The sequence below is a fragment of the Streptomyces sp. NPDC012474 genome (assembly GCF_042955185.1).
Taxonomy (GTDB): Bacteria; Actinomycetota; Actinomycetes; order Streptomycetales; family Streptomycetaceae; genus Streptomyces; species Streptomyces cahuitamycinicus.
Genome location: NZ_JBIBEP010000001.1, coordinates 911050 through 934999, shown reverse-complemented (window position 1 = coordinate 934999; position 23950 = coordinate 911050). Strand labels below are relative to the sequence as shown.

Here is a 23950-nt window from a genome sequence, read left to right as displayed (position 1 = left end):
CCCGAGATGGCCCGAGGCGGAGCCGGAAACATGCTGGGGGTCGGCGGATCGCGCAGGACCCTCGGCCGCGAGGAGCTGCGCGGCGGCGGCCGGGGCGGCCGGATCGGCGGCGGTCTCGACCCGCGGGCGCAGAAGCGCGAACTGCTGCGCAAGCTCCAGGAGAAACGACAGCAGCGGGAGGGACGGGAGGAGGGCACGGCCGGCGGGGTGTCGTGACCCTCCCCCGCGCGAGGGAGAGCGGACCCCCGCGCGCGGGATCCTCCCGGGATGTCCGGCGGATGTACTGAGGCGGTCGCGGACCGCGATCGGCGCACACCCGCCGCACGGACACCCTGGGAGGACCCGGCTCATGACCGCATGGACCAGACGACGGCTGCTCACCTCGGCCGCCAGGGCCCTCCCCGCGGCGGGCCTCGCCACCGCGGCGGCCCCGTCCGCGCGGGCGGCGGCAGCGACGGCCCGCTCCCGGGACGCCGACATGGCCGACGCCTTACGGGCCCTGCCCGGACTGCGTCTGATCGAGGAGCGGCAGGACGCCGAGCCCGGGTACCGGCACTTCGTCCTGGGCCTGCGCCAGCCGGTCGACCACACGAACCCCGCCGCAGGCACCTTCGAGCAGCGCCTCACCCTGCTCCACACCGCCGCCGACCGCCCCACCGTGCTGTTCAGCACGGGCTACCACGCGGTCCTCACCCCACGACGGACCGAACCGGCCGTTCTGCTCGGCGCCAACCAACTCCAGGTCGAGCACCGCTACTTCGGCCCCTCACGCCCCGCGGACCCCGGCTACGCCCACCTCACCATCCGCCAGGCGGCCGACGACCACCACCGCGTCGTCCGGCTCTTCCGCCGTCTCTACCCCGGCGCGTGGATCTCCACCGGCGGCAGCAAGGGCGGCATGGCGAGCCTCTACCACCGCCGCTTCCATCCCCACGACGTGAAGGGCACGGTGGTCTACTCGGCCCCGAACAACGTCGACGACCGCGACGACTCCGCGTACCTCCGCTTCCTGGAGACGGTCGGCGCCCCCGCCGCCCGACAGGCCCTGAAGGCGGCCCAGCGGGCGATCCTGCTGCGCCGGACCGAGATGGCCGCCCGCTACGAGGCCTGGGCGGCCGCCACCGGCGACACCTTCCGGCTCGTCGGCAGCGCCGACAAGGCGCTCGAAATCGCCGTCCTGCGCGTGCCGTTCATGTTCTGGCAGCGCGGCACACCGGCCGACGTCGCGGCGATCCCCGGCCCCGGGGCGACGGACGGCGAGCTGTACACCTGGCTGGACGACACCGCGGGCCTGGCGCTGTACGCCGACACGACCGCCCGGAACTACATCCCGTACTGGTACCAGATCGGCACCCAGCTGGGGTACGGCAGCTTCCCCACCGCCCACTTGGCGGATCTGCTCCGCCACCCGGGCGCCGCCGAGCCGCGCAGTTTCGTCCCCCGGGACGTCCCCCTGCGCTTCGACCGGGCCGCCATGCCCGACATCGACCGCTGGGTCCGGCGGCGCGGCAGCGGGCTGCTGTTCGTCTACGGCACCCAGGACCCGGCGGTGGCCGAGCACTTCCGCCCCGGGGGCCCGGACTCACGGGTGCTGTGGGTGCCGGGCGGGAATCACGGGGCCGACTTCGCGGACCTGTCCCCCGCCGACCGGACGGCGGCGGAGGACACACTGGTCCGCTGGGCGGGTCAGGAGTACGCGGGTCAGGAGTACTTCACGCACACGTTGGGCACGTAGCCCACGGTGCCGCGGTAGTTGACCTTGCGCCAGTAGTGGTAGCTGTCGATCCCGCAGGTGTTCTTGTACGAGCCGCCGTCGACGCCCTTGATGTCGCAGCCCTTGGTGCCCTTGTACCAGAGGCGCAGGCTGGTGGACCGGGTGCTGGCCGACTTGCGGACGTGAACGGTCGACAGGGCCGTGAGGCTCTTGCACTTCGCCGTCGCGGCGACGGTGGCCATGTCGTCGCCCTTGACGGTCGCCGTGCCGGAGGCGCTCGGCACGAGCCCGGTCACGGCCAGGGCCGCCGCCGCCAGCGGGGCGATCAGCAGTTTCTTCAAGGTTCCTCCCGTTTCGGTGGTACGCGTTGCTCACGCCCGAGGGCGCGAGTTGATCTTACGCGTACCTGACAGAAGCTCAGGAGGGCGGCCAGGCGTCTCCCCAGTCGGCGTCCCGCGCGGCCTTGTACAGGTCGCCGTGGCGTTTGGTGACGGTGACGCGGCGCAGGGACGGTTCGCTCTCGCACAGGTCGAGGAGGACCTGGCCCTTGCGGATCTGGGGGCGCCGGACGACCCGGTTGGCAGCCGGTTCGACGGGGAAGCGGGCGGCGGCGACGTAGGCGAACTTCTCGTCCTCGTAGGCGAGGGAGCCGCCCTTGACCTGACGGTGCAGGGAGGAGCGGCTGACCCGGGCTGAGAAGTGGCACCAGTCCGTGCCGGGGGCGATGGGGCAGGCGGCGCTGTGCGGGCAGGGGGCGGCGATGCGGAAACCGGCCGTGATCAGCCGGTCGCGGGCCTCGATGAGGCGGGCGTAGCCGTCGGGGGTGCCGGGCTCGACGATCACCACGGCCTGCGCGGCGGCCGCGGCGGCGTCGACGAGGGCGGTGCGGTCGGCGGCTGTCAGCTCGTTGAGGACGTAGGACACGGTGACGAGGTCCGTGCTGTCGAGGGTGAGTGCCGCTCCGATCCGGGAGCGCTGCCAGCGTACGTCGCGAAGCTCAGGGCCGGCCGCGGCGATCTCCCGCCCCAGGGCGAGCGCGGGCTCGGCCCAGTCGAGCACGGTGACGGGCCGCTCCCCGCCCCAGACCGCGTTCACGGCCCAGGCCGCGGCGCCCGTGCCTCCGCCGAGGTCGGTGTGCCCGCCCGGCATCCACTCGGGCGCCGCGTCGGCGAACGCCTCCAGCGCGGAGCGCACCGCCTCGAAGGTCGCGGGCATCCGGTAGGCGGCGTAGGCGACGACGTCGGCCCGGTCCCGGAGGATGGGAGCGTCGGTCGGGGTGGCCCCCCGATAGCTGGCGATCAGCCGCTCGACCGCCTGCGAGGCCTGCCGGGGCGGCAGCCCGTCGAGCAGACCGGCGAGCGCGGCGCGGAGATTTTCGGCCGGGGGTGCGGGGGCGTTCACCCGACGATTCTACGAGGCCGGCCGGGGCGCGGGCCGCGGCGCCGGGGAGACCGGGTGAGACCCCCGCCCGGCCTCCCGGGCCACAAGCCGACCGCGCTGACCCACCCCCGGCCCAGGACCGGCCGAACTCCCCGGGCCGTCCACACCGACCACCGCGAAAGGACGCGAACGCCCGCGCCGGAGCCCGAAGAGACCGCCGGGCCCCCGCCGCACCCGCCCGGGGAACCCTCCACCCAACCTCCCCGGCCACAAGCCGACCGCGCTGCCCCGCCCCCGGCCCGGGACGGCCCGCCCATGCGGCCGCCGCGAGAGGACGCGAGCACCCGCGCCACAGCCCGTAGAGACTGCCGGGCCCGCCCGCCGGAGGAAGCCTCCACCCGGCCTCCCCGGAAAAAGGCCGACCGCGCAGACCCACCCCCGGCCCAGGATTGGCCGTCCATGTCGGCCGCCGCGAGAGGGCGCGGCCGTCCACCCGTGGGGCCGTCGAGGCGGTCCGGTTCAGACGTCATCCTCGCCCGGACGCCACCGGCCGATTCCCTCGCCGGCGCCCCCGGAGGGATCACCGCACCGCCCGGGCCACCCGTGACGCCGCTGCCGCTCTCGGCGCGCTGTCGGGGTGGCGGCGGCGTGGGTGGACCGCGTTGGTGAGGAGGATCAGGAACGTGTCCGTGGCCGGGTCGAGGACGAGGGACGTGCCCGTGAAGCCCGTGTGGCCCGCCGCGCCGCGGCCCGCCAGGTCGCCCATGAACCAGGGCTGGTCGAGGGAGAAGCCGAGGCCCGGCGGAGTGAAGAGGAGCTCGACGAAGTCGGGGCCGAGGATGCGGGCGGGGCCGTAGGAGCCGCCGGCGAGGAGGGTGCGGCAGAACACCGCGAGGTCCCGGCCGGTGGAGAACAGACCCGCGTGGCCGGCCACGCCCCCGAGGGCCCAGGCGTTCTCGTCGTGGACCTCGCCCCGCAGCATCCCCCGGTCCGCCTTGGCCCACGGCCGCCGCTGGTCCTCCGTCGCCGCGGCGCCGGGGCAGGGCCCGAAGTCCGTCGCCGTCATGCCCAGCGGCCGGGTGATGCCGTCGTGGACGAGGACGTCGAGGGTGCGGCCCGTGACGCGCTCCAGGACGTACTGGAGGAGGAGCATGTTCAGGTCGGAGTAGCCGTACGTGCCCGGCGCCCCGACCGGCTCCTCCGCCTGGAGCGCGGCCAGCCGCTGCGCGTCGTCGGCACAGTCGTACAGCGGGAGTTCGGGCCGCAGCCCGGAGGTGTGGGTGAGCAGCTGCCGCACGGTGATCCCGTGCCGGGCGGCCGCCGTGAAGTCGGGCAGGTAGGCCCCGACCCTCGCGTCGATGCCGAGCGTGCCGCGCTCGATCTGCTGCACGGCGGCCACCGACGTGAACAGTTTGGTCAGCGACGCCAGGTCGAAGGGTGTGGCCACGGTCATCGGGACCCGGTCCTCGGGGGCCAGTTCCACCCCGGCGTCGGCCTCGGGGTCGTAGGCCGCGTAGCGCACGGCCCAGCCCGCGGCCTCCTCCACCGCGATCACCGGGCCGCGCCCGACGACCAGGACCGCTCCGGGCGCCCAGGGGCGCTGCCCGGTGGTCAGGACGTGGACCTCCCGGACGAGGTGACGCAGCTCCGCTGGGTCGAGTCCGGCCCGTTCCGGCGTGCCGTCGCGCAGTCTGGGTGCGCTCAGCTGACTGCTCCCTCCACGCTCGGGCGGCTGCTCTCCTTCTTCCAGGGTCGGCACATTCCCATGAAGCAGGCAAGTGCCACCAGTGCGGCGGCCAGTTGGACGACGGCCATCGGGAGGGCGGTGTCCTCCCCGGCGATGCCGACGAGGGGCGAGGCGATCGCGCCGATGAGGAAGGAGGACGTGCCGAGCAGGGCGGACGCCGACCCGGCGGCCTGCTTGGTGCGCATCAGGGCGAGCGCCTGAGTGTTGGGCAGGGTGATGCCCATCGCGGACATCAGCACGAACAGCGCGGCGGCGACCGGCACGAGACCGACCTCGCCGAAGACGCCCAGGGACATCAGCAGCAGCGCGGTCGCGGCGGTGATGACGATCGCGAGGCCGATGCCCAGCACCCGGTCCAGGCTGACCCGGCCGACCAGGATCTTGCCGTTGATCTGGCCGACGAGGACCAGCCCGACGGAGTTGACGCCGAACAGCAGGCTGAACGTCTGCGGGGAGGCGCCGTAGATCTCCTGGATGACGAACGGGGAGGCCGAGATGTAGGCGAAGAGGGAGGCGAAGGCGAAGCCGCCGGCGAGGGTGTAGCCGGCGAAGGAGCGGTCGGCGAGCAGGCCGCGCATCGAGCGCAGGGCCTCGCCGACGCCGCCGCTGTGCCGCTCGGCGGGCGCCAGGGTCTCGGGCAGCCGCGCCCAGACCAGGACCCCGATCAGCACGCCGATGACCGTGAGGACGGCGAACACGCCCCGCCAGTCCGTGACGCGCAGGACCTGCCCGCCGATCAGCGGCGCCACGACCGGGGCGACGCCGGAGATCAGCATGAGGGTGGAGAAGAAGCGGGCCATGGCCATGCCGTCGTAGAGGTCGCGGACGACGGCCCGGGCGATCACGATGGCGGCTGCGCCCGCGAGGCCCTGGGCCAGCCGGAAGGCCACCAGCAGCTCGACGGTGGGGGCGAGCGCGCACAGGACGGTGGCGACGACGAAGACGGCGAGCCCGGCGAGGAGGGGGCGACGGCGTCCCCAGCGGTCGCTCATCGGTCCGACCACGAGCTGGCCGAGCGCCATGCCGGCCAGGCAGGTGGTGAGGGTGAGCTGGACGGTCGCGGCCGGGGCGTGCAGGGCGCGGGTGACCTCCGGCAGAGCCGGGAGGTACATGTCCATCGCCAGCGGCGGCACGGCGGTCAGGCTTCCGAGGAGGAAGGTGACCAGGAGCCCGGTGCGGCGGTGCGGTGTGCGGTCGGGCCGCTCCGTCCCGGCTGCGGCCTCCCGCGCGGGGTCCGATGCCTCCCGCGCGGGGTCCGATGCCCCGTGCGCCGTGTCCGATACCTCGTGCGCGGTCTTCGATATGGACGCCCCACCCTCGGGCATGAGTCCCTCCCTCTGCATGTCGATCGCCACCTATGCTCTCAGCTCGTACGCAGTGCTCAGGGTCACGAGGTGAAGGCGGGGCGGCAATGACGGCGGACACGGTGCGGTGGGGGATCCTGGCGACCGGCGGAATAGCGGGCGCGTTCACCGCGGATCTGATCGACCTGCCGGACGCGGAGGTCGTGGCGGTGGCGTCGCGGTCGGAGGCGTCGGCGAAGACGTTCGCGGAGCGGTTCGGGATCCCCCGGGCCTACGGCGACTGGAACGCGCTCGCGCAGGACGAGGACATCGATGTCGTCTACGTCGCCACCCCGCACACGGCGCACCGGACCGCCGCCGGGCTGTGTCTGGCGGCCGGGCGGCACGTGCTGTGCGAGAAGCCCTTCACGCTGAACGTGCGCGAGGCGGAGGAACTCGTCGCGCTGGCGCGGGAGCACGGCCGCTTCCTGATGGAGGCGATGTGGATGTACTGCAACCCGCTGGTACGGCGGCTCAAGGCGCTCGTCGACGACGGGGCGATCGGCGAGGTGCGCAGCGTCCAGGCCGACTTCGGGCTGGCGGGCCCGTTCCCGCCCTCGCACCGGCTGCGCAACCCGGAGCTGGGCGGCGGCGCGCTGCTCGATCTGGGCGTGTATCCGGTGTCGTTCGCGCAGCTGCTGCTCGGGGAGCCGTCGGACGTCGCGGCGCGGGCGGTGCTCTCCGAGGAGGGCGTCGACCTCCAGACGGCGGCGGTGCTCTCCTTCGACAGCGGCGCCCTCGGCTCGGTGCACTGCTCCATCGTGGGCGGTACGGCGACCTCCGCCTCGGTGACCGGGTCCGGGGGCCGGATCGACATCCCGCACGGGTTCTTCTTCCCGGACCGTTTCGTCCTGCACCGGGACGGCCGTGACGCGGAGGAGTTCACGGCCGACCCGGCGGACGGGCCCCGCAACAGCATGCGGCACGAGGCGGCCGAGGTGATGCGGGCCGTACGCGCCGGCGAGACGGAGTCCCCGCTGGTGCCACTGGACGGCACACTCGCCGTGATGCGGACGCTCGACGCGATCCGCGACCGCGTCGGCGTCCGCTACCCCGACGAGACGGGCGAGCCGGAGCTCACCCCCGTCTGACGCCGTCGTATCCGGGCGTGGCCGCGGGGGTGCTCCCGTACGCTGCGGGGCCATGAATGCCAAGGGAAAAGCGATCGCGGTGGTGACCGGGGCGGGCTCCGGCATCGGCCGGGCGGTCGCCGTGGAACTGTTGCGTACGGGCTGGTCGGTGGCGCTGGCGGGCCGGCGCGCCGAGACGCTGGAGGAGACGGCGGCCCTGGCGCGTGCGGCCACTCCGGCCTCCGAAGGCGTGACTCCGGAGGCCGGGGGCGTGCCTCCGGCATGGAGGGCCGCGTCTCTGGCGGTACGGACGGACGTCTCACGCCCCGAGGACGTGAACGCCCTCTTCGCCGCGACCGTCGAGCGCTTCGGCCGGGTCGACCTGCTGTTCAACAACGCGGGTACGTTCGGCCCCGGTGGCGTCCCGGTCGAGGAGCTGCCCTACGAGGCCTGGCGGCATGTGGTGGACACCAACCTCAACGGGGCGTTCCTGTGCGCGCAGGCGGCGTACCGGCAGATGAAGGAGCAGGACCCTCCCCCAAGCTCTCAACTACGTTCGAGCAGGGAGGTGCCCCCACGGCGGCCGGATCATCAACAACGGCTCGATCTCCGCGCACACGCCCCGCCCGCTGTCGGTGGCCTACACGGCGACCAAGCACGCGCTGACCGGCCTGACGAAGTCCCTCTCCCTGGACGGGCGGCCGTACGGGATCGCCGTCGGCCAGATCGACATCGGCAACGCGGCCACGGACATGACGTCCCGTATGCAGACAGGAGCCCTGCAGGCGAACGGGGAAGTCGCCCCGGAACCGGTGATGGACGTCGCGGACGTGGCCCGCACGGTGCGGCACATGGCGGAGCTGCCGCTGGAGGCGAACGTGCAGTTCGCGACCGTACTGGCGACGGCGATGCCGTACGTCGGACGCGGCTGAGCGCGCGACCGAGTTCGTCAACTCGTCAACCTGCACAAACGGAATAGCAACGTCCGCCCCATTGCGGCCGGTAGGGGACTTATGCTCAACTCTCCTACACCAAAGCTTCACAGTTGGAGCAGATCGCTTCCCCATCGGCCACATTCAAGGGGGGTGGCGGCAGTCGTTCCACCGCACCGGGTGGGGGTGGATTCCGCGAGGGACCGCGGAGTACGCACCGGTGCGTGTGGAACGGCTGCCGCACAGCTGCAGGAGAGGACGGTCCAGACCCTGCGGGGGTCAGGCCTGGCCGGTCTCGAAGCGACTGATCCTGCCGTCCTCGTCCACGGTGAAGCTCCACCGGGTGCGCATCTCGCCCCAGGTGTCGTTGCTGTAGCGGGCCAGGAGGGAACGGCCGCCGTTGGACTCGTTGTCGACCTCCATGTGACCGTGCGAGGCGAAGATCTCCCGGTCGACCCAGTCGGCGAGGTCCCGGTCGGAGCCGTCGTCCGTCATGGTCGCGCCCGGCGCGAGGAGCGCCATGAAGCTCTCGCGGTCGTGGTTGTTCACAGCGGCCACGAAGGCCCGGACGGCCGGATCGCTGAGGCGCGTGGTCTGAATCGTCATGCGAGCCAGCCTCGTACCGGCCGCCTTCGCACGCCACCCGTGCCACCCGAACGGCGTCCCGGACGGGTCCGCCGGGTGTCGCGGGGTGTGAGGGGTGCGACGGTGGAGACGCCAAGAGGAGAGCCCCTCTGTTCCTGCTGTCTGCTCCGGGAGTCGACGTGAGGCGTAACGACCGACGTGATCTGGGCCTGCTGCTGCTCCGGCTGGGGACGGGCGGTGCGCTGGCCGCCCACGGCGCGCAGAAGCTGTTCGGCTGGTTCGGCGGGCACGGCATCGAGGGGACCGGCCAGTTCATGGAGTCCGTCGGCTATGTCCCCGGCAAGGCGAGCGCGACGGCGGCGGGCCTCGCGGAGACCGGCGGCGGCACGCTGCTGGCCCTGGGCCTGGCCACCCCGGCCGCGGGCGCGGCGGCGGCCGGCGCGATGGCGGGCGCCGCGGCGGTGCACGCCCCGAACGGCTTCTTCAACCAGGGCGGCGGCTACGAGTACGCGGCGACCCTGGGCCTGACGGCCGCGGGCCTGGCCGTCACCGGCCCGGGCCGCCTCTCCCTCGACCACCTGCTCGGCCACGCGGTGAACCGCGGCTGGATGATCCCGGCGGCCTTCGCGGCGACGGCGGCGGGCACGGCGGTGGTGGTGGGAGCCCGGGCGAGGCGCCTGCGGAAGGCGAAGGAGGGGGAGCAGGAGGCGTTGTTCGAGGAGGAGTACATGGAGTAGGGGGCCGGGGGCCGGAACCCGGGGCGTTGTCAGTCCCGCATGGCAGGCTGCGCCCCCATGAACGAACAATCCCCCGCCCCTGAACTCTGGTCCACCATCGACGCCTTGCACGAGTGGCTCGACACCAACCGTCCCGTCGAGGGCCGCGAGGGCCTCCTCCTGCGCATCCTGAAACTGTCTGAGGAGGTCGGCGAGGTCTCGGCGGCGGTGATCGGGGCGACGGGCCAGAACCCGCGCAAGGGAGTCACACATACGTGGGAGGACGTGGAGGCGGAGTTGTGTGATGTCGCCATCACGGCGTTGATGGCGTTGCGGACGCTTACGCCGGAGGCTCGGGGGGTGTTCGGGGGGCATCTGCAGCGGGTCGCGCAGCGGTCGTCGGGGGCGGCTTCTCCCTCCCTGGCGGCATCCCGTCTCCCCGAGAACCGGCAGGCCGACGGGGGTGAGACATCCCAGCCTCCCACAGGGGCCCTCGGCGGTTGATCGGTCACTCAGTGGCGTGAGAGACCTCTTCGTGGCTCGGCGCGGAAGACGGAGGCGCTGAGTTCCGATCCGACGAAGGGGGAAACACATGAGCGTGTTCAAGGGGGTACGCGCCAAGGCGGGGATCGCCTCGGGCGCCGTGCTGCTGGCCGGTCTGGGCATCGGCGCGACGAGCGGCACCGCGGCCGCCGCGTCGGGCGACTGCCCGAAGGGCTGGTTCTGCGTCTGGTCCGGCGAGAACTACAGCGGCCGCATGCAGAAGGTCCAGTACGACAACGCGGACCTGTCCATGCACACCGTCTTCGCCAACGGCTTCCGCTCCGCCTTCAACAACGGCAACAGCTGCGATGTGCAGGTGTACGGCGGCAAGAACTACACCAACTCCCTCGGCACGCTCAAGCGCGGCCAGAAGGGCAGCTCCGACGAAGTGACGCTCAAGGTCCTCTCCAACAAGTGGGTCAACTGCCGCTGACCGGCGCCCGATTCGCCGACGCACCTGGCCGGCCGAGGGGCGGTGACGCGCTGACCCGAGCCGGTCAGGGGGCGTCGCCGCCCTCGCCCGGCGGGGGGTCCTCGGCGGCGGCGGCGCAGTGGGGCCAGTCGGAGAAGTCCTCGTCCTGAGCCCACAGCCGGTGCGCCGCCCGGATGTTCCAGTCCGGGTCCATGGCCTTCTCCGGCGTGCCCCGCAGATCGCGCAGCCGGGCGTCGGAGATCTGGAAGACGCCCCAGTTCCGGGTGCCGTTGGTGTTGGGTGTGATGTAGAGCGGGTCGAGGAACGACTGGCAGCGGGCGATCCGCACGGCCGTGTCCGCCTGCTCCCCGAAGACCTCGTGGATACGGTCGGCCACCTGCTTCTTGCTCCAGGTCTTCAGGGACACGTCCGCGTCGTACAGCGCCCGCTTGGTGTCGTCGTCGACGATGCCGTCCACGTTCAGTCCGACCCGCAGCTGGAACGCCTCGACCCGGCGCAGGGTCTCGGGACCGAAGATGCCGTCGATCCCAATGGTCACTCCGGTTCTGGACAGCAGCAGCTGGACTTCCCGGACGCACTTGTCGCTCTGGCCGTCGCGTACCGGCTCCTGGCATTCACCGGTGAACAGAGGACGGTTGTCGGCCACTGTCCCGGACGGTTCGTCACCGCCGAGCTGCCACAGCAGGACGGCAGCGAGTGCGGCGGCACCGAGCAGGGCGGCGACGGCCCACGGCCACCGGCGCGTCCGGGAGCCCACGGCCCCCACGGCCTCTCCGCCCTCCTCGGCGGGAGTTGCGGCGAGGCTCAGGACCTCGGCTTCGCCGCCGACCGGCCCGTCTTCGACAGGCACCGGCACCGGGGCCCCGGCGGCAGCGGGTTCCGGCACCGGAGAAGGCGTACGCGGCTCGCTCGCCAGCACCCACAGCCGGTGCAGCTCCGTCACCTCGTCCCGGTCGGCCTTGGCCTGCCGGGCCAGCCGCCTGACCACATCGAAGTCGGCGGGTACGGCCCTGCCCGAGCAGTACCGGTGCAGCGCGGACCGGCTGATGTCCAGCCGGGCGGCGAGCGTCTCGTAACTGTGCGGCGTACGTTCCTTCAGCGCGAGAAGCGCCTCGGCGAACTCCCTGACACGGGCCTCGGCCCGATCGCCCTGCATCTCTCCGGACCTCCGCAGCATGATCCCCCGCTACACGCGGTGTCCATGCTACGGAGAAGCGGGCGTTTCGGCATCAACCACGGCCTCACGCAGACGAGTTCACAGCTGATCCACTGGTTCCACCGTGACGTTGCAGTGCGGCCACGCACGGAAGTCCTGGTGCCGTGACCACAGCCGGTGGGCGGCCCGGATGTTCCACTCCGGGTCCAGCGCGTCCACGGGTGTTCCGTCCAGTTCCCGCAGTTGGGACTCGGAGAGCTGGAAGACGCCCCAGGTACGGGTGGAATCGGCCTGGGACGTCGTGGCGAGCGGCTCCAGCAGCGACTGGCACTCGGCCGTGCGCACCGCCTGCCCGGCGTCCCGGTCGAAGACCTCGCGGATGCGGTCCGCCACGCGCTCCTTGCTCCAGGTCTTCAGGGACACGTCCACGTCCCCGTCGTACAGCGCCTGCTTGGTCTCCGTGTCGACGACGCCGTTGTCGTGCAGCCCGGCGAACGTCTGGAAGGCCACGACCAGGCTGCGCGTGTCCCCGATGAAACGCCCGGTGACGTCGAGGTCCCCGCCGGCCCCCACCAGCAGGCGCTGGACCTCCCGGACGCATTCGCCCCTCTCCCCCATGCCGACCGGCCCCTTGCAGGCCTCCGAGAGCAGCAGTCGCCCGTCGTCGGACGCCCCCGCGGTGCCCCGTACGACACCCAGCACCCCCGCGCCGAGGACGACGGCGACCGCGACGCCGACCAGGTTCCTGGACCTCCGGACGGGCCTTGCGGCCACGGTCGGCCGCGCCGGCGGCCGAGGCACCTGCGGCTCGACCGGTTTCGGTGCCCGTCCCGAAGAATCCGGTTCGTCCGGCTCCGGTGCCCGTGCCGAGGCATCCCGTTCGTCCGGCCCCGGATCCCTCCCCGGGGCATCCGGTTCGGTCGCCCGGACCCACAGCCGGTGCAGCCCGACCAGTTCCTCCCGGTCCGCCCCGCACCGCTTGGCGAACCGCTCCACGGTCGCGAAGTCGGCCGGAACCGACTTGCCCGAGCAGTAACGGTGCAGCGCGGACCGGCTGATACCGGTCCGCGCTGCCAACGTCTCAAAACTGTACGGTGTACGTTCCTTCAACTCCCGCAGCGCCGCCGCGAAGTCCGTCCCCCCGCCGTGCCCCATCCCGGTCCTCCCCCGATGACACGGTTTGCGTGCCGACGGAGTGATGGTATCGGGACGGAGACGGGGCAAGGAGGCTCAGCCGCACCTCACCTTCTCAGGCACCGTCCCGGAGTTCGCCGCAGTACCAGAGGTTGCGGTTCTCGTACCAACGCCACTTGAGATTGGTGCGCGACTTCTCGCCGTACTTGCCGTCCTTGCCGATCTTTTCCTCGTTCTGCGCGAACTCGAGCGCCTCCTTGGTGTCCTTGCCGAAGATTCCGTCGACTTCGAGGTTGCGCTTGTAGCACCAGTTCAGGTTCTTCTGCAGCGCCTTGACGGCTTTGCTCTCCGCACCCTGGTTCATGTAGCAGTCGATATTGCCGCCGTGGGCGGGGAGGTACGCCTTGTAGGAGCCGCCGGAAGCGGCCGCCCTCTTCTTGGTCACCTCGGCATTGCAGTAGCCCGCATAGGCGGCGGCCGGTGTCGCGGTGGCCAGGCCGATCCCGGCGCAGGACAGCAGAACGGCGGCGGCGGAGACGGCCGACTTGGAGCGCAGTGCGCGGGTCTTGTTCACGTGGTTGTCCCCCATGGGCTGGTGAGTGTGCGTGGGCTGCGGACCCGGCGCTCGTCCGAGGGCGCCGAGTCGACGGGTGGATGGTCGTCATGGGCGGGCAGGGGGCGTCAACCGGATGCGGACGGCACGGGAGGCAGGGATGTCCCACCCGGCCTGAACTGCTCATTCTCCGCGCGATGGGACGGCCGGCGGGACGGCTGCGAGCAGGGCGACATCCCGCACGGGGCCCGCAAGGGGTCGACGTTCGGGGCTGGGGTGAACGGGTGGAACTCCGAGAACCCCGGATCTCGCACTGAGGCGCTTGAGTCTCCAGCGGCTGGAAGGTCCAGTATCTGGCTCATGGACGACGAACACCCCGACGTGCTCACCATCGGCCGGCTCGCGCACCGCACCGGACTTCCGGTGCGTACCCTGCGCTTCTGGTCGGACGAGGGGGCGGTGCCGCCTGTGGCCCGCTCCGCGAGCGGCTACCGGCTGTACGACGCCGAGTCCGTGGCCCGCGTCGAGCTGGTCCGCACCCTGCGGGAGCTCGGCCTCGGACTCGACGACGTGTGCCTCGTGCTGAGCGGCCGCACCACGGTCGCCGAGGTCGCCGACGCGCATGTGGCCGCGCTCGACGCGCAGATCCGCTCACTCAAGGTGAGCCGGGCCGTCCTTTCCACCGTCGCGAAGCGGGGTTCGACCGCTGAGGAGACCGCACTGATGAACCGGTTGGCGCGGCTTTCCGCCGCCGAACGCAAGCAGATCATCGACGAGTTCAAGGAGGAGGTGTTCGGCGGTCTCGACGTCGACCCGCGCCTGCGCGACCGCATGCGCAACCTCAGCATCGAGTTGCCCGACGATCCCGCACCGGAACAGGTCGACGCCTGGATCGAACTGGCCGAACTGGTGCGGGACCCCGGCTTTCGTGCCCTGTTGCGCACATGGCTGAGGCTCAACACGCCCGCGCCGGGGCAGCGCCGTCCCCCCGGGGCGTCCATCTGGTGGGCCAGGCACATCGTGCAGACCGTCGCGGAGGTCAGGAAACGCGGGGTCGCTCCCGAGGGGCCGGCAGCGGCCGAGGTGCTGTCCGATCTGTTCGGTGACGCCGATCGGGCCGCTGTGCTGCGCAGCCTGGAGGCCGGGATCGAGGCAGGGGCGGAGCGCTACCGCAGGCTCGTCGCCCGTGTGCGCGGACAGTATGCGTCGCCCGACGCGACCGAGGAGCTGGAGTGGCTGGCGCGGGCACTGCGCGCCGGGGAACAGACCTGACCCCGGCCGCTTCTGGGCGCGGCTCGACGTGACTCCGGACTCGGCCGACAGCCCGGCCTGCCGGGTACCGCACGTCCTGGCGGAAGTCGCCGCCGCCTCAATTGCATCCACCAGGTGCGGGCCGGCACCCCGGCTGCGGTGAGCAATACGGGGTGCTGCCACCGCACCCCCACTCGTGGGTTGTCTGATTTCCGCCCACTGACGTATGCGGTTGCCGACCAGTGCGTCCCAGACTCAAGCACCCGTACCCTGCGCCCTCAGTGGGCGCAGGAAGCGGCTCGGTTCCCCGTTCCAGGTGATGGCCAGGGCGTCGCGGGCTCTGGTCGCCGCGACGAAGAGGAGAGACCGTGCCCGTTGCAGTTCGCGCTGGTGGCGGGTCCGGTCGCTCTTCTCCCAGGCGTCCACGGAGGAGCGCGGGACCTTTCCCTCACTGACCCCTGCGATGATCATGCGCCGGTACTCCAGCCCCTTGAAGCGGTACATGGTGCCGACGTGCACGCCCTCGTCCCGTCGCGGCCCGTCACCGGTGATCTTCGCGGACATGATGCCTCGTTTGGCGAGCCGGGCCACCACGTCGTCGGCCATGTCATTCGTCGGGACGCAGATCGCAACCGACTCGCGTGCTACGTCGTGCCACGCCTGCACCTGATCCGCCACCAGGTCGAGTTCCTGCTCCCAGTTTTCGGCACGGCGCAGCAGCGGCCGCGGTCCATGCAGCACCGACCGGTAGCCCGCCAGGTCGTCGGTCTCGCCATCGAGGTCGTCGTACTCCGTCCCGTCCAGCAGATGGATCGCCGACTTCAGGATCTCGCGCGTCGTGCGGTAGCTGAGTGTCAGCTTCGAGGATCGGCCCCGGATATGGACGCCCAGGCTGCCGAGAGTGACCTGGTTGTCGTAGATCCGCTGGTGGGTGTCGCCGACAAGGAAGAGGTCGTTCGGCTCCTGCGGCGCCATGGCGCGCAGCATCTTCCAGTGCGCGGGGCTGAGGTCCTGGGCCTCGTCGACGACGATGTGACGGTAGCGATAGCGCAGCCAGGCTCCGGTGCCCGACTCGGCGTGGATGTTGCCGGGGCCGCCGCGCCCCTCCTCGTCCCGTCGGCGCTCCTCGATCTTGTGCTTGCGGGCGATCTCCAACTGGGCGGCACGCTCGGCGACTTGGCGGTGGGTTTCCAGGCCCTTGACGTCGAGCCGCTGGGTGAAGCGCTCGGCGAGCTGCCAGACCTCGGCGCGGTCGGCTCGGGTGATGCTGCGGCCCCGGCCCGCCCGCCGGACCTTGAAGTAGTCGACGCGGGAGGCGACGGCCTGCCCCAGGATCACCTGGTTCCACTCGTCGCTCAGGAATTCCGCGTCCCAACGGTTGTCGCCCGCCTCCACCAGGAGCTGCCGCCATTCACGCAGGGCCTGGGTGTCGTCGATCCTGCGCTTGCTGCTGCCGGGGTCGGACTCGCTGACGACACGCGTAGCCAGTTGGTCGACATGCGTGATGTCGACTCGGGCCAGCGTCTCGGGGCCGCCCAGCGACATCAGACGGGTACGCAGGTCGGCGGCCAGGTTCTTGTTGAACGTGGTGAGCAGCACGGGCTTGGTGTGGCCCGGGGGCAACTGGTCGACGAGATGCTTCACCCGGTGCAGGGCGACGATCGTCTTCCCGGTGCCGGGGCCGCCACCCACCCTGGCCGGCCCCGAGTAGGTGCGATGCACCAGTTTCTCCTGCGTGGGGTGCAGGAAGACCTTCCACCGGCCGAAGTCGCTTTCCTCGATGATGCTCCGCAGCGATGCGTCGTCCGTGATCACCACGGCCCCCGAACGGTCGACGGCCGCCTGCCAGTCGTCGGTGAGGGGCCCGTCCGGGCCGTCGTCGCCCTTGACGGAGACCGGCGCTGTGACCTGCTCCTTCACCAGCTCGTACGGGATCCCGTCGCGCAGCCGGAGCAGAACTTCACCGGTGTGCCGCGGCGCGTACTCGGCGAGGCCGAGCAGCTCGTCGTCCGTGGTCAGTTTCAGGACGATGGGGATGAGCGGCTCGGCCACGCCCAGGTCGGCCAGTTGCTGGGCGCTGAACCGGGCGAAGAGCGTCGTCGCGTCCTCCGTCCCCGCGCCCGGGGCCTCGGGACGGGTGGACGGGGGCGCCGGTGCCGTGGGGGCCGATCGGCGCAGGACGTCCTCCTCGACGACCTGGAGATCCACGTACTCGATCGCACCGGTGACCTGGTTGATGCCGTAGGCGAGGCGGTCCAGGTTCCGGTGGACGTGTCCGCGGTGCTTGACCGAGACCAGGAGCCAGTCGTCGCCGCCGAGGCGGAGCAGCAGGGCCCGGTATTCGCGGTTGACGCGAGCGGACCACAGCCGCTCGTGTCCCTTGAGCTGCTTGAGGTCGAAGGCGCCCGCGTCGGGGTTCTTGCGGAACTCGTGCTGGAACTTGTAGACCGCGCCGACGATCGCCCGGTCCAGCTTGACGATCTCCTTGTCCGCCTTGTCGAGCAGGCGGAGCGTCACGCCCTTGGTCGACGTGCCGGTGCCGGTCATCGTGCTCGCTCCTCGTCGTCGGTGTCGTCGTCGTTGTCCGGACGGTCGTCCGTCGCGGCCGGTCCTGCCAGTGCGTCCGCCAGTTCCCGGACATCCCACTCGGCCGCGGGGCGCACCAGCCAGCCCGCTCGCGCGTACGCCCGGTCGCGGTCCTCCGCATCGCGGTCCGGGGTGCCGTCGGCGTCCTGGGCGGGGGCCAGGACGACGCCCATGCGGTGCGCGGGCCAGGCCAGTTCGGTGGGCCAGGCCGCGTCGCCCAGTTCGAAGCCGGCTTCCGGTGCGGGGACTCCGAGGGCGGCCAGGCCCTCGGCGAGTTCGGCCAGACCCGGCTCCTCGACGAGGTAGGCGATGACCTCGTCCCAGGCGGGGTCGCGCACCGCTTCGGCGCGCACGGCCGTGACCTCACTCGTCTGCTCGGCGCCGTCCGCTTCCCGCTCGTGTCCGCGTCGCCGCGATTCCAGCCACCCGGCGCCGCCGGTCACCGCCAGTTCGACCGGGTCGAAGCCGGGTACCTGGCTGGCCGCGAGCTGTACGCCGTCGCCGTCGCCCTCGTTGAGGAACTGGAGCAGGTTGGACCAGTACAGCCAGGCCTGCCAGCGTCTGCGGTGTGCGTTCTCGTCGCCGCTGATCGTCTCCGGGCTGTCGTCCAGGACGGTGAGCCCGGTCCAGGCCGCGCCGGCCTGCCCCTTGCGCAGGTCGAGGGCGATGGTGAGGGGGCAGCCGCTGCTGTCCTTCGTCGCCATGACCTGTACGGCGCCGCGCCCGCCGGACAGCCGCTTCCCGGCGAGTGCCTCGACGAGGCGTTCCCTGATCTCCGGGCCGTCCGCCAGGGCTCTGCTCGTCGCCGAGACCGCCGCGAACCCGGCCAGCGCGCTCTGTGTGCGCCGCCGCCACACATCGGCGTCCGGGCTGGTGAGGTAGCCGATCAGGGTCTCCACGGGGTTGGCCCAGACGAAATTCGGCAGGTCGCGGGGGTCGCTGCCGTGCATCCTCCGGTGAATGTCCGAAGCGGTCTTCTGCGCCGTGTTCTGGTAGGGCACCCAGGCGGGGTCGGCGGCCGGCTTCGACTGTCCGGTCCAGGCCCTCACGTCGTCCCAGGTCAACTGGAAGACCTGCCAGCCGTGTTCGGAGCGCAGCCGGGTGCGTTTCGTCGCGTCGTCCGCGATCCGGTTGTGGTGGGGGCTCGCGTGGTAGCGGTAGCCGTCGAGGTAGACGGCGACGCGCCGCCGGTCGTCGTCCAGGCTGCGGAAGACGACGTCGGGCACGGTGAAGCCGAGGTCGGTCTGTGTCTCCATGCGCCAGCCGCAGACCGTGCCGTCGGGTGCGGTGAACCGCAGCGTGGTGTCGCGTTCCCCGTCCGGGGTGAGCGCGGTGCGCACGCTGACCTCGTCGTCACGTTCCGCCCAGGCCAGCAGGCCCCGCCGGAACAGGGCCTCCAGTTCACTCTCGACCTGCTGCACCAGGGAGATGTCCCTGGTGGTGGCGGCCTCTTCGACGTGCCAGCCGTCGCCGGCCCGGCCGAGCAGTTCGCCGAGCATGTCCAGGGCGTGCTCGCGGGAGACCAGTTCGTACTCGCTGTTGCCGACGTGCCGCAGCAGGCAGCGGTGGCAGGCGGGCCGCCCCTCGGCGACGCAGACGCAGGCTTCGATGACCTGCCTGGCCCGGGTGAGCACGTCGTGCAGCCCGTCCGGACCCGCGAGCCGGTGCAGATAGCCGGTGCCGCCGGGCAGGGTGTCGTACAGCACGAGGAAGTGTCTGCGGACGTCCCCGTCGCCGCCGGGTTCGGGCATCGAGTCGGTGACCACGGCCAGGTGGTCGGGGTCGCCGCCGTAGCTGCGGGCGATGCCCGCGAGGAGCACCGCTTTGAAGGATGCGAGCCGTTCCGCGGTGTGGGCGGTGACGGCGGGGATGAGGATGCGCAGTGCCTCGCTGCGCAGTTCGTGCGCGAGGAGCAGTTTCACGCCCTGCTGTGCGGCTCTGCTCTCGTCGAGCCCGTCCCGCAGTCTCGGGCACCACGGCCGGTGGTACTTGGCGGCCCGGACCGGAACGAGCGTCTCCTGTTGCTGGGCGGGCCCGCCGTCGGGGTCGGCGTAGCCACAGGAGTCGCAGACCCAGAAGGGGTTGAGCCGCACCCGGCGCCCCGCGAAGGCTTCGTCCGCCCCGCCGTCCACGCGGGACGCGCCCACGTTGATGTGCCGGATCACCGCCTGCCGGGTGAACTCCCAGCCGAAGGTGGCCTTTTGGTGCTTCCACCCCGACTCGACGTGTTCCTTGGGGATGTCCACGGCCGGTACGACGGTGTAGTGGCGGCGCTCCCGTTCGTCGGTGTCGTCCCGTACGCGTACGTCGTCGCGCTCGTCCCGGGCCAGGACGCGGTGGGGCACGAGGACCTTGTGCAGGCAGCCGACGTCGCCGATAGCGGCCGAGCGGCAGCGCGGGCAGGCGGAGGAGTCCTGCCGTGCCTGGTGGGTGCGGACGTGTCCGCAGTCGGGGCAGATCCGCCACCACAGCCAGGACGGGCGGCCGGGGCTGCCGATGTCGAGGCCGGTGATGCGGTGCTTGTAGCCCTGTACGTAGTAGTGGTTGCCGGGCGCGAAGTCCTCCAGGGCCAGGCGCGCCGAACGGTCGTACTTGAGTACCTTGCTCCGGTGCTCGCCGCGGGCACCCGCACCCGTCTCCGCACGCGCACGCGCGCCCCTCTGCTCCTCCCGCCAGGTGAGCGTGGCCTCCAGCTCGGTCACGGAGTCGACGAGGCTGTAGTTGGGCAGCAGGCCGAGGTCGACGAGCGTGCCATGCGCCGTACCGCGGCTGATGTCGCCCGCCCGGTAGGCGACGGCACGCCGCTCGGCCCTCAACTCCCTTCCCTGCCGGTCGTGTTCGGGGTCACCGGCGACCAGGGCCCGGTGTGCCGCGTCGATGGCTTCCATCCGGCGCCGCATCTCGTCACGTCGGCTGTCCCACTGGGTTCGGGCGCCATCCAGGGCGTCGGCCAGGCCGCCGGTGGCGTAGGCGCGCAGTTCGTCGGCGGCCTGCGGGCTGACGCCGGTGCCCTTCTTCTCGTCGTACGGCGGGAAGAGCCCGAGGAAGGTCTCGACGAGGCGAGCTCCGTCGGCGAGCGCGGCCCGCCGGAACTCGGCCAGCCAGCCGGACGGTCCGAACAGGGCGGTGGCCAGGTGCGGCATCGGGTGGATCGGGGCGCCGCCGTCCTCCGGTGCCGAGGGCAGGCGTCCGGCGCCCGCGAGGTCGAGGAGGTGCGCGAGGTACTGGCGGCGCAGGATCTCGATTGCGGACAGGTAGCAGCCGGGCGGCTGGATGTCACCGGCGATCATCTGCCGGGGGTCGTCCAGGTAGTAGCGGTCTCTGGGACCCCGGTCGACCATGGTCAGCAGATACGCGTTGCCGGTGGCGCGGCCCGCGCGGCCGACGCGTTGGACGTAGTTGGCCGGCCCCTTGGGCAGCGAGGCGAGGACGACCGCGGACAGGTCGCCGATGTCGATGCCCAGTTCCAGCGTGGGGGTGCAGGAGAGGACCTGCGGGTTGGCGTAGTGCGCTTCGGTGCCCGCCCGGAACGCCTTCTCGACGGCTTCGCGCTTGGGGCGGCTGAGGGTGCTGGTGTGCTCGGCGGTGTTGATGGTGAACACTCCGGCGTCGCGGTACATCCGCCGGTAGAAGTCCTCGGTGAAGTCCCGTCGCCGTACGCCGCTTTCGAGGTCCTGTCCGGTGCGCAGCCGGCCGCCGCAGCGGTAGCGCGGGCAGGGCCGGCCGTGCCACTGGTCGGCGAGGTCGGGGTGGATGGTCTGCTGCCAGGAGCAGTCCGGGCAGTGCGCGGAGGCCTCGGCCACGAGGTCGTCCGCCAGTTTGCGGACCTGGATGTGGCCGGGCTGGAGCCCGAACACGCGGGTCGTGCCGTCCCTGGCGGTGCGGGCCGAGAGCACACCGGCGTCGACGAGGGCGGGCAGCAGCCGGACGAGGAAGGCGTTCGCCGCGTCGGGGCGCAGGCCCAGGCTGCGCCGTGTCCAGTCCTGGTACCAGCCGAGGCGTCCCGTCACCACGTCGAAGTCGGCGCTGCCCTGCTTGGGGCTGCCGAGGAGGAAGCCCGGGGCGGAGACGCCGGGCGGGAAGGCGGGCATGCCGGTCCTTCGCCCGCCCCAGATCAGCCAGCGCCGCACTCCGGCCTCGTTGATCCAGTCGTCGAGCCAGGCGTGCCGGACGGCGCCACGGGTCCGCAACCGCTCCAGGAGGCCCCGGACGTGACCGATCCAGTCGTCGGGTCCCGGCAGGGAGCCGTCCGGCAGAGCGATGTCTCCGGGCGTCGTGTGCAGCAGTTCGCGGACGATCTCGGCGACGGCATCGGGGTCGGAGAGGGGGACGTCCGCCGCGACCGTGCGGGTGAGTTCCAGGGTGCGGCCCCGCCGGGAGCGGAGCCCGAACTCCAGGACGGCCGAGAACGCGAGGCGCTGGGCGATGAGTTCCCAGGTGGACTCGGTGCCGTGGCCGCGCCCGGACAGGAGGGCGTCCACGCCGCGCACGACGTGCAGGTCGGGCGGGATGACGGCGGCCTGTACGGCCCTGCTGTCGACGACGTCCGCGATGAGGTCGGCCGCCAGATCGCTGAGCGCGACCGGTTCGTCCTCGTCGATGCGGCTGGCGAGCAGCGAGCGGAAGGAGAAGGTGTACGAGCGGCTGGCGACGTAACCGGCGCGGTGGGCGGCGTCCTGCACCGAGTCGTTGAACAGGAGGGTCTTGTCCTCACGGAGGTTCTTGTCGAGCTCGCCGCCGGTGAACAGCTGGGTGATCGAGGCCGCGGCGAGCGCGGCGAGGCCGGTACCGAGGTAGCGGATGGAGTTGAACGTGCGGCAGGCCGGGCACTGGTCGCCCTGCGCCGCCCGGTCGTCGGCCAGGTCGGTGAGCACGAACGCGCTGTCGTGCAGCGCCTTCGGCCCGCGCGGTGCGCCGTCACCCCGGTCCGCCTCGAAGTCCGCTTCGGGCGAGACGGGCCGCAATCGTCCGCTCGTCCCGTCGAGCACCATCACGATCGGCCCGCTGCGGGGTTTCTCGGTGGCGAAGGCCGCGTCGTGGGCCTGGGTCGGGGTGGCGGCGATCATGTTGCGTACGCGGCGCTTGTCCCGGCTCATCGAGGCGCGGCGGATCTTCGTGGCGGTCATGTCCAGCTCGGCCGGGTCCGCTTCCGGGGAGAGCGCCGCCCAGCCGGAGCGCCCGCATTCGCGGCAGAAGACGGCGGGCAGGAACACCTGGGCGGGCGGCACGGCACTGTCGCCCGCGGGCACCGCGTCCGCCGCGTCCGCGGCCTGGCCCGGCCCGGAGGCGCCGCCGTCCGGCTTCGGCTCACCGCCACTTGAGCTCCGGGCCAGTTTCCCGCCCGACGTCACCCGCTCGTCGTCCCAGCGGAACTCTGCGCGCGCGGCGCTGATTCCGCGCAGCACCCGCGACACGGACCGCACCCAGTGGTGGATCTCGATGGACAGCAGCGGCCTGCCCGGATTCTTCGGGTCGCGCGCGGTCGACAGCAGTGCCACGTATCTGGCCAGGGCGCGGGCCGCGACGGCCGGGTTCTGCTGCACGGCCATGCCCCAGTGGTAGGCGTAGCGCGGCAGGACCTCCAGCACCTCGGCCATGGTGCGCGGGCTGCCGTCCAGGATCTCCAGGACGGCTGCGGTCAGCCGGTGACGGCGCAGTTGCCGGCCGAGCTGCTCCGGGCTCAGTCCGCTTTTGCCGGTGAAGGCCGCCGCGAGCTGGTCCAGCGCCTCTCGGTCCCGGGTGGGGTCGCCGAGCGCGGCCACCTCGTGCGGCGGTGGGAACGGCAGTGTGAAGTCGCTGTCCCCGGCGAAGTCCTGAACACCGCGTCGGCTCTCGCCCACCACGGCGTCCGGCGGGAACGGCACTCCGAAGACCTGCTCCGCGACGTCCAGCATGGAGCTGCTGCCGATGCCGGGCGCGCCCTCGCCCAGGGTGGCCGAGGTGGCGACGGGGCACACCTTGCCGAGCGGCCGGCCCGGCTCGGCAAGGCCGGTGATGGCGCCGAGCCGGCGCAGCAGCATCGCCACGTCGGTGCCCTGAGCCCCGTCGTAGGTGTGGAACTCGTCCAGGACCACGTAGGCCAGGGCCGATCCGCCGGGTGCGCCGCCTTCCGACTGCCACAGCCGCTGGTCCTCGGGCCGCTGGAGCAGCAGGTCTAGCATCTTGTAGTTGGTGATCAGGATGTCGGGGCGGGTGCGGCGGATCTCGTCGCGGTCGACGGCCACGCGCGGGTTGGCCTGTTTGAACTCCTTGGACGCCTTGTCGCCGATGTAGAGGCCCGCCCGTACGCCCGCGTCCCTGAGTCGCGCGTCCCTGGGGTCGTCGAGGCGGTTGTTGATGCGATGGGCCTGGTCGGTGGCCAGGGCGTTCATCGGGTACAGCAGAACGGCCTTGACCCCGTCCCGCCCGGCCTCGCGCTCGCGGCGGCAGTGGTCGAGGATCGGCACCAGGAAGGACTCCGTCTTGCCGGAGCCGGTGCCGGTGGTCACCAGGGTGGGCCTCGCCGGCCCCTGCAATGTGGACAGCCGCTCCCAGGCCGCCTCCTGGTGGCGGTGCGGGTGGAAGGGGGGGCGCGGCCACCAGGTCAGGTGCCGCTGCCAGTCGTCGCCCTCGGCGGCCCTGAAAGGCGTACGGATCCGCAGATAGGGCCCGCGGAAGATCCCGTCCTCGGCGTCGCCGAGGAACCGCTCCAGGGCGCCGCGGGTGCTTTCGTCCGCCAGGGCGTACGTCGTCGACAGGTACTGGCTCAGGCTGTCGCGTACCTGTTCGGCGGCGAGGGTCGGTCGCACCCCGGCTCCTCCTTCGTTC

17 protein-coding genes and 1 pseudogene are annotated in these 23950 nt (G+C 72.1%); 8 read left to right on the top strand and 10 right to left on the bottom strand.

The annotated features are described in order from the left end of the window. Positions 1-6 precede the first annotated feature (6 nt). Both ACFY9S_RS04145 and ACFY9S_RS04140 read left to right on the top strand, forming a co-directional pair. On the top strand, positions 7-216 hold the full coding sequence (locus tag ACFY9S_RS04145; RefSeq protein ID WP_391122568.1) for a DUF6243 family protein: 210 nt from the start codon (positions 7-9) through the stop codon (positions 214-216). A gap of 133 nt (positions 217-349) precedes the next feature. After that, positions 350-1735 (top strand): S28 family serine protease, encoded by a 1386-nt coding sequence (locus ACFY9S_RS04140; protein WP_391122565.1) that lies wholly within the window; start codon positions 350-352, stop codon positions 1733-1735. Here ACFY9S_RS04140 and ACFY9S_RS04135 read toward each other — a convergent pair. The 4 genes from ACFY9S_RS04135 to ACFY9S_RS04120 form a co-directional block, all read right to left on the bottom strand. Continuing rightward, positions 1702-2055, bottom strand: a complete 354-nt coding sequence (locus ACFY9S_RS04135) for a hypothetical protein (RefSeq protein ID WP_391122562.1) — start codon at positions 2053-2055, stop codon at positions 1702-1704. The two genes, ACFY9S_RS04140 and ACFY9S_RS04135, sit on opposite strands and share 34 nt — an antisense overlap. 76 nt (positions 2056-2131) lie before the next feature. Next, positions 2132-3115 carry a small ribosomal subunit Rsm22 family protein gene (locus ACFY9S_RS04130; protein ID WP_391122559.1) on the bottom strand — a complete coding sequence of 328 codons (984 nt, stop codon included), beginning with the start codon at positions 3113-3115 and terminating at the stop codon, positions 2132-2134. Positions 3116-3674: 559 nt separating this feature from the next. Further along, on the bottom strand, positions 3675-4853 hold the full coding sequence (locus tag ACFY9S_RS04125; RefSeq protein WP_102911432.1) for a serine hydrolase: 1179 nt from the start codon (positions 4851-4853) through the stop codon (positions 3675-3677). After that, a complete protein-coding gene (locus ACFY9S_RS04120) occupies positions 4796-6166 on the bottom strand; it encodes a Bcr/CflA family efflux MFS transporter (protein WP_391122556.1) in 1371 nt (456 codons plus the stop codon). Before ACFY9S_RS04120 ends, ACFY9S_RS04125 begins: the two co-directional genes overlap by 58 nt. Positions 6167-6252: 86 nt before the next feature. Here ACFY9S_RS04120 and ACFY9S_RS04115 point away from each other — a divergent pair, with 86 nt between their 5' ends. Further along, entirely contained in the window at positions 6253-7275 is a 1023-nt protein-coding gene (locus ACFY9S_RS04115; protein ID WP_391122553.1) for a Gfo/Idh/MocA family oxidoreductase, read from the top strand. Between the two features lie 52 nt (positions 7276-7327). After that, positions 7328-8186, top strand: a pseudogene (locus ACFY9S_RS04110) (SDR family oxidoreductase). 279 nt (positions 8187-8465) lie between these two features. Here ACFY9S_RS04110 and ACFY9S_RS04105 read toward each other — a convergent pair. Beyond that, positions 8466-8792, bottom strand: coding sequence for a nuclear transport factor 2 family protein (locus ACFY9S_RS04105; protein ID WP_391122550.1), 327 nt, complete (start codon positions 8790-8792; stop codon positions 8466-8468). 158 nt (positions 8793-8950) lie between these two features. Between ACFY9S_RS04105 and ACFY9S_RS04100 the strand changes: the two genes are divergently transcribed. The 3 genes from ACFY9S_RS04100 (at position 8951) to ACFY9S_RS04090 (ending at position 10463) form a co-directional block, all read left to right on the top strand. Next, positions 8951-9508, top strand: a complete 558-nt coding sequence (locus tag ACFY9S_RS04100) for a DoxX family protein (RefSeq protein WP_102911437.1) — start codon at positions 8951-8953, stop codon at positions 9506-9508. Between the two features lie 39 nt (positions 9509-9547). Then, a complete protein-coding gene (locus ACFY9S_RS04095; protein ID WP_391122547.1) occupies positions 9548-9991 on the top strand; it encodes a MazG-like family protein in 444 nt (147 codons plus the stop codon). A gap of 88 nt (positions 9992-10079) precedes the next feature. Continuing rightward, a complete protein-coding gene (locus ACFY9S_RS04090; RefSeq protein WP_391122544.1) occupies positions 10080-10463 on the top strand; it encodes a peptidase inhibitor family I36 protein in 384 nt (127 codons plus the stop codon). A gap of 64 nt (positions 10464-10527) precedes the next feature. On the opposite strand, the gene ACFY9S_RS04085 is transcribed toward ACFY9S_RS04090, so the two are convergent. From ACFY9S_RS04085 to ACFY9S_RS04075, 3 genes are all read right to left on the bottom strand, one after another. Continuing rightward, a complete protein-coding gene (locus ACFY9S_RS04085; protein WP_391122541.1) occupies positions 10528-11619 on the bottom strand; it encodes a peptidoglycan-binding protein in 1092 nt (363 codons plus the stop codon). A gap of 99 nt (positions 11620-11718) precedes the next feature. Then, entirely contained in the window at positions 11719-12774 is a 1056-nt protein-coding gene (locus tag ACFY9S_RS04080) for a helix-turn-helix domain-containing protein (RefSeq protein ID WP_391122538.1), read from the bottom strand. A gap of 94 nt (positions 12775-12868) precedes the next feature. Continuing rightward, a complete protein-coding gene (locus ACFY9S_RS04075) occupies positions 12869-13342 on the bottom strand; it encodes a peptidoglycan-binding protein (protein ID WP_391122535.1) in 474 nt (157 codons plus the stop codon). A gap of 324 nt (positions 13343-13666) precedes the next feature. On the opposite strand from ACFY9S_RS04075, the gene ACFY9S_RS04070 reads away from it, so the two are divergent. Beyond that, on the top strand, positions 13667-14578 hold the full coding sequence (locus ACFY9S_RS04070; protein WP_391122532.1) for a MerR family transcriptional regulator: 912 nt from the start codon (positions 13667-13669) through the stop codon (positions 14576-14578). Between the two features lie 234 nt (positions 14579-14812). Here the strand turns inward: ACFY9S_RS04070 and ACFY9S_RS04065 are convergent, their stop codons facing one another. Continuing rightward, the gene (locus ACFY9S_RS04065; RefSeq protein ID WP_391122529.1) at positions 14813-17104 is read right to left on the bottom strand and encodes a UvrD-helicase domain-containing protein; all 2292 of its coding nucleotides are present in this window, start codon (positions 17102-17104) and stop codon (positions 14813-14815) included. After that, positions 17101-23931 (bottom strand): DEAD/DEAH box helicase, encoded by a 6831-nt coding sequence (locus ACFY9S_RS04060; RefSeq protein ID WP_391122526.1) that lies wholly within the window; start codon positions 23929-23931, stop codon positions 17101-17103. The genes ACFY9S_RS04065 and ACFY9S_RS04060 overlap by 4 nt, the downstream gene beginning before the upstream one ends. Positions 23932-23950: the final 19 nt, after the last annotated feature.

Bases quoted from the DNA above. Each gene is read 5' to 3' on its own strand.
- ACFY9S_RS04145 (WP_391122568.1), top strand. From the start codon at position 7: ATGGCCCGAGGCGGAGCCGGAAACATGCTGGGGGTCGGCGGATCGCGC.
- ACFY9S_RS04140 (WP_391122565.1), top strand. From the start codon at position 350: ATGACCGCATGGACCAGACGACGGCTGCTCACCTCGGCCGCCAGGGCC.
- ACFY9S_RS04120 (WP_391122556.1), bottom strand. From the start codon at position 6,166: ATGCCCGAGGGTGGGGCGTCCATATCGAAGACCGCGCACGAGGTATCG.
- ACFY9S_RS04115 (WP_391122553.1), top strand. From the start codon at position 6,253: ATGACGGCGGACACGGTGCGGTGGGGGATCCTGGCGACCGGCGGAATA.
- ACFY9S_RS04105 (WP_391122550.1), bottom strand. From the start codon at position 8,792: ATGACGATTCAGACCACGCGCCTCAGCGATCCGGCCGTCCGGGCCTTC.
- ACFY9S_RS04095 (WP_391122547.1), top strand. From the start codon at position 9,548: ATGGCAGGCTGCGCCCCCATGAACGAACAATCCCCCGCCCCTGAACTC.
- ACFY9S_RS04090 (WP_391122544.1), top strand. From the start codon at position 10,080: ATGAGCGTGTTCAAGGGGGTACGCGCCAAGGCGGGGATCGCCTCGGGC.
- ACFY9S_RS04085 (WP_391122541.1), bottom strand. From the start codon at position 11,619: ATGCAGGGCGATCGGGCCGAGGCCCGTGTCAGGGAGTTCGCCGAGGCG.
- ACFY9S_RS04080 (WP_391122538.1), bottom strand. From the start codon at position 12,774: ATGGGGCACGGCGGGGGGACGGACTTCGCGGCGGCGCTGCGGGAGTTG.
- ACFY9S_RS04075 (WP_391122535.1), bottom strand. From the start codon at position 13,342: ATGGGGGACAACCACGTGAACAAGACCCGCGCACTGCGCTCCAAGTCG.
- ACFY9S_RS04070 (WP_391122532.1), top strand. From the start codon at position 13,667: ATGGACGACGAACACCCCGACGTGCTCACCATCGGCCGGCTCGCGCAC.
- ACFY9S_RS04065 (WP_391122529.1), bottom strand. From the start codon at position 17,104: ATGACCGGCACCGGCACGTCGACCAAGGGCGTGACGCTCCGCCTGCTC.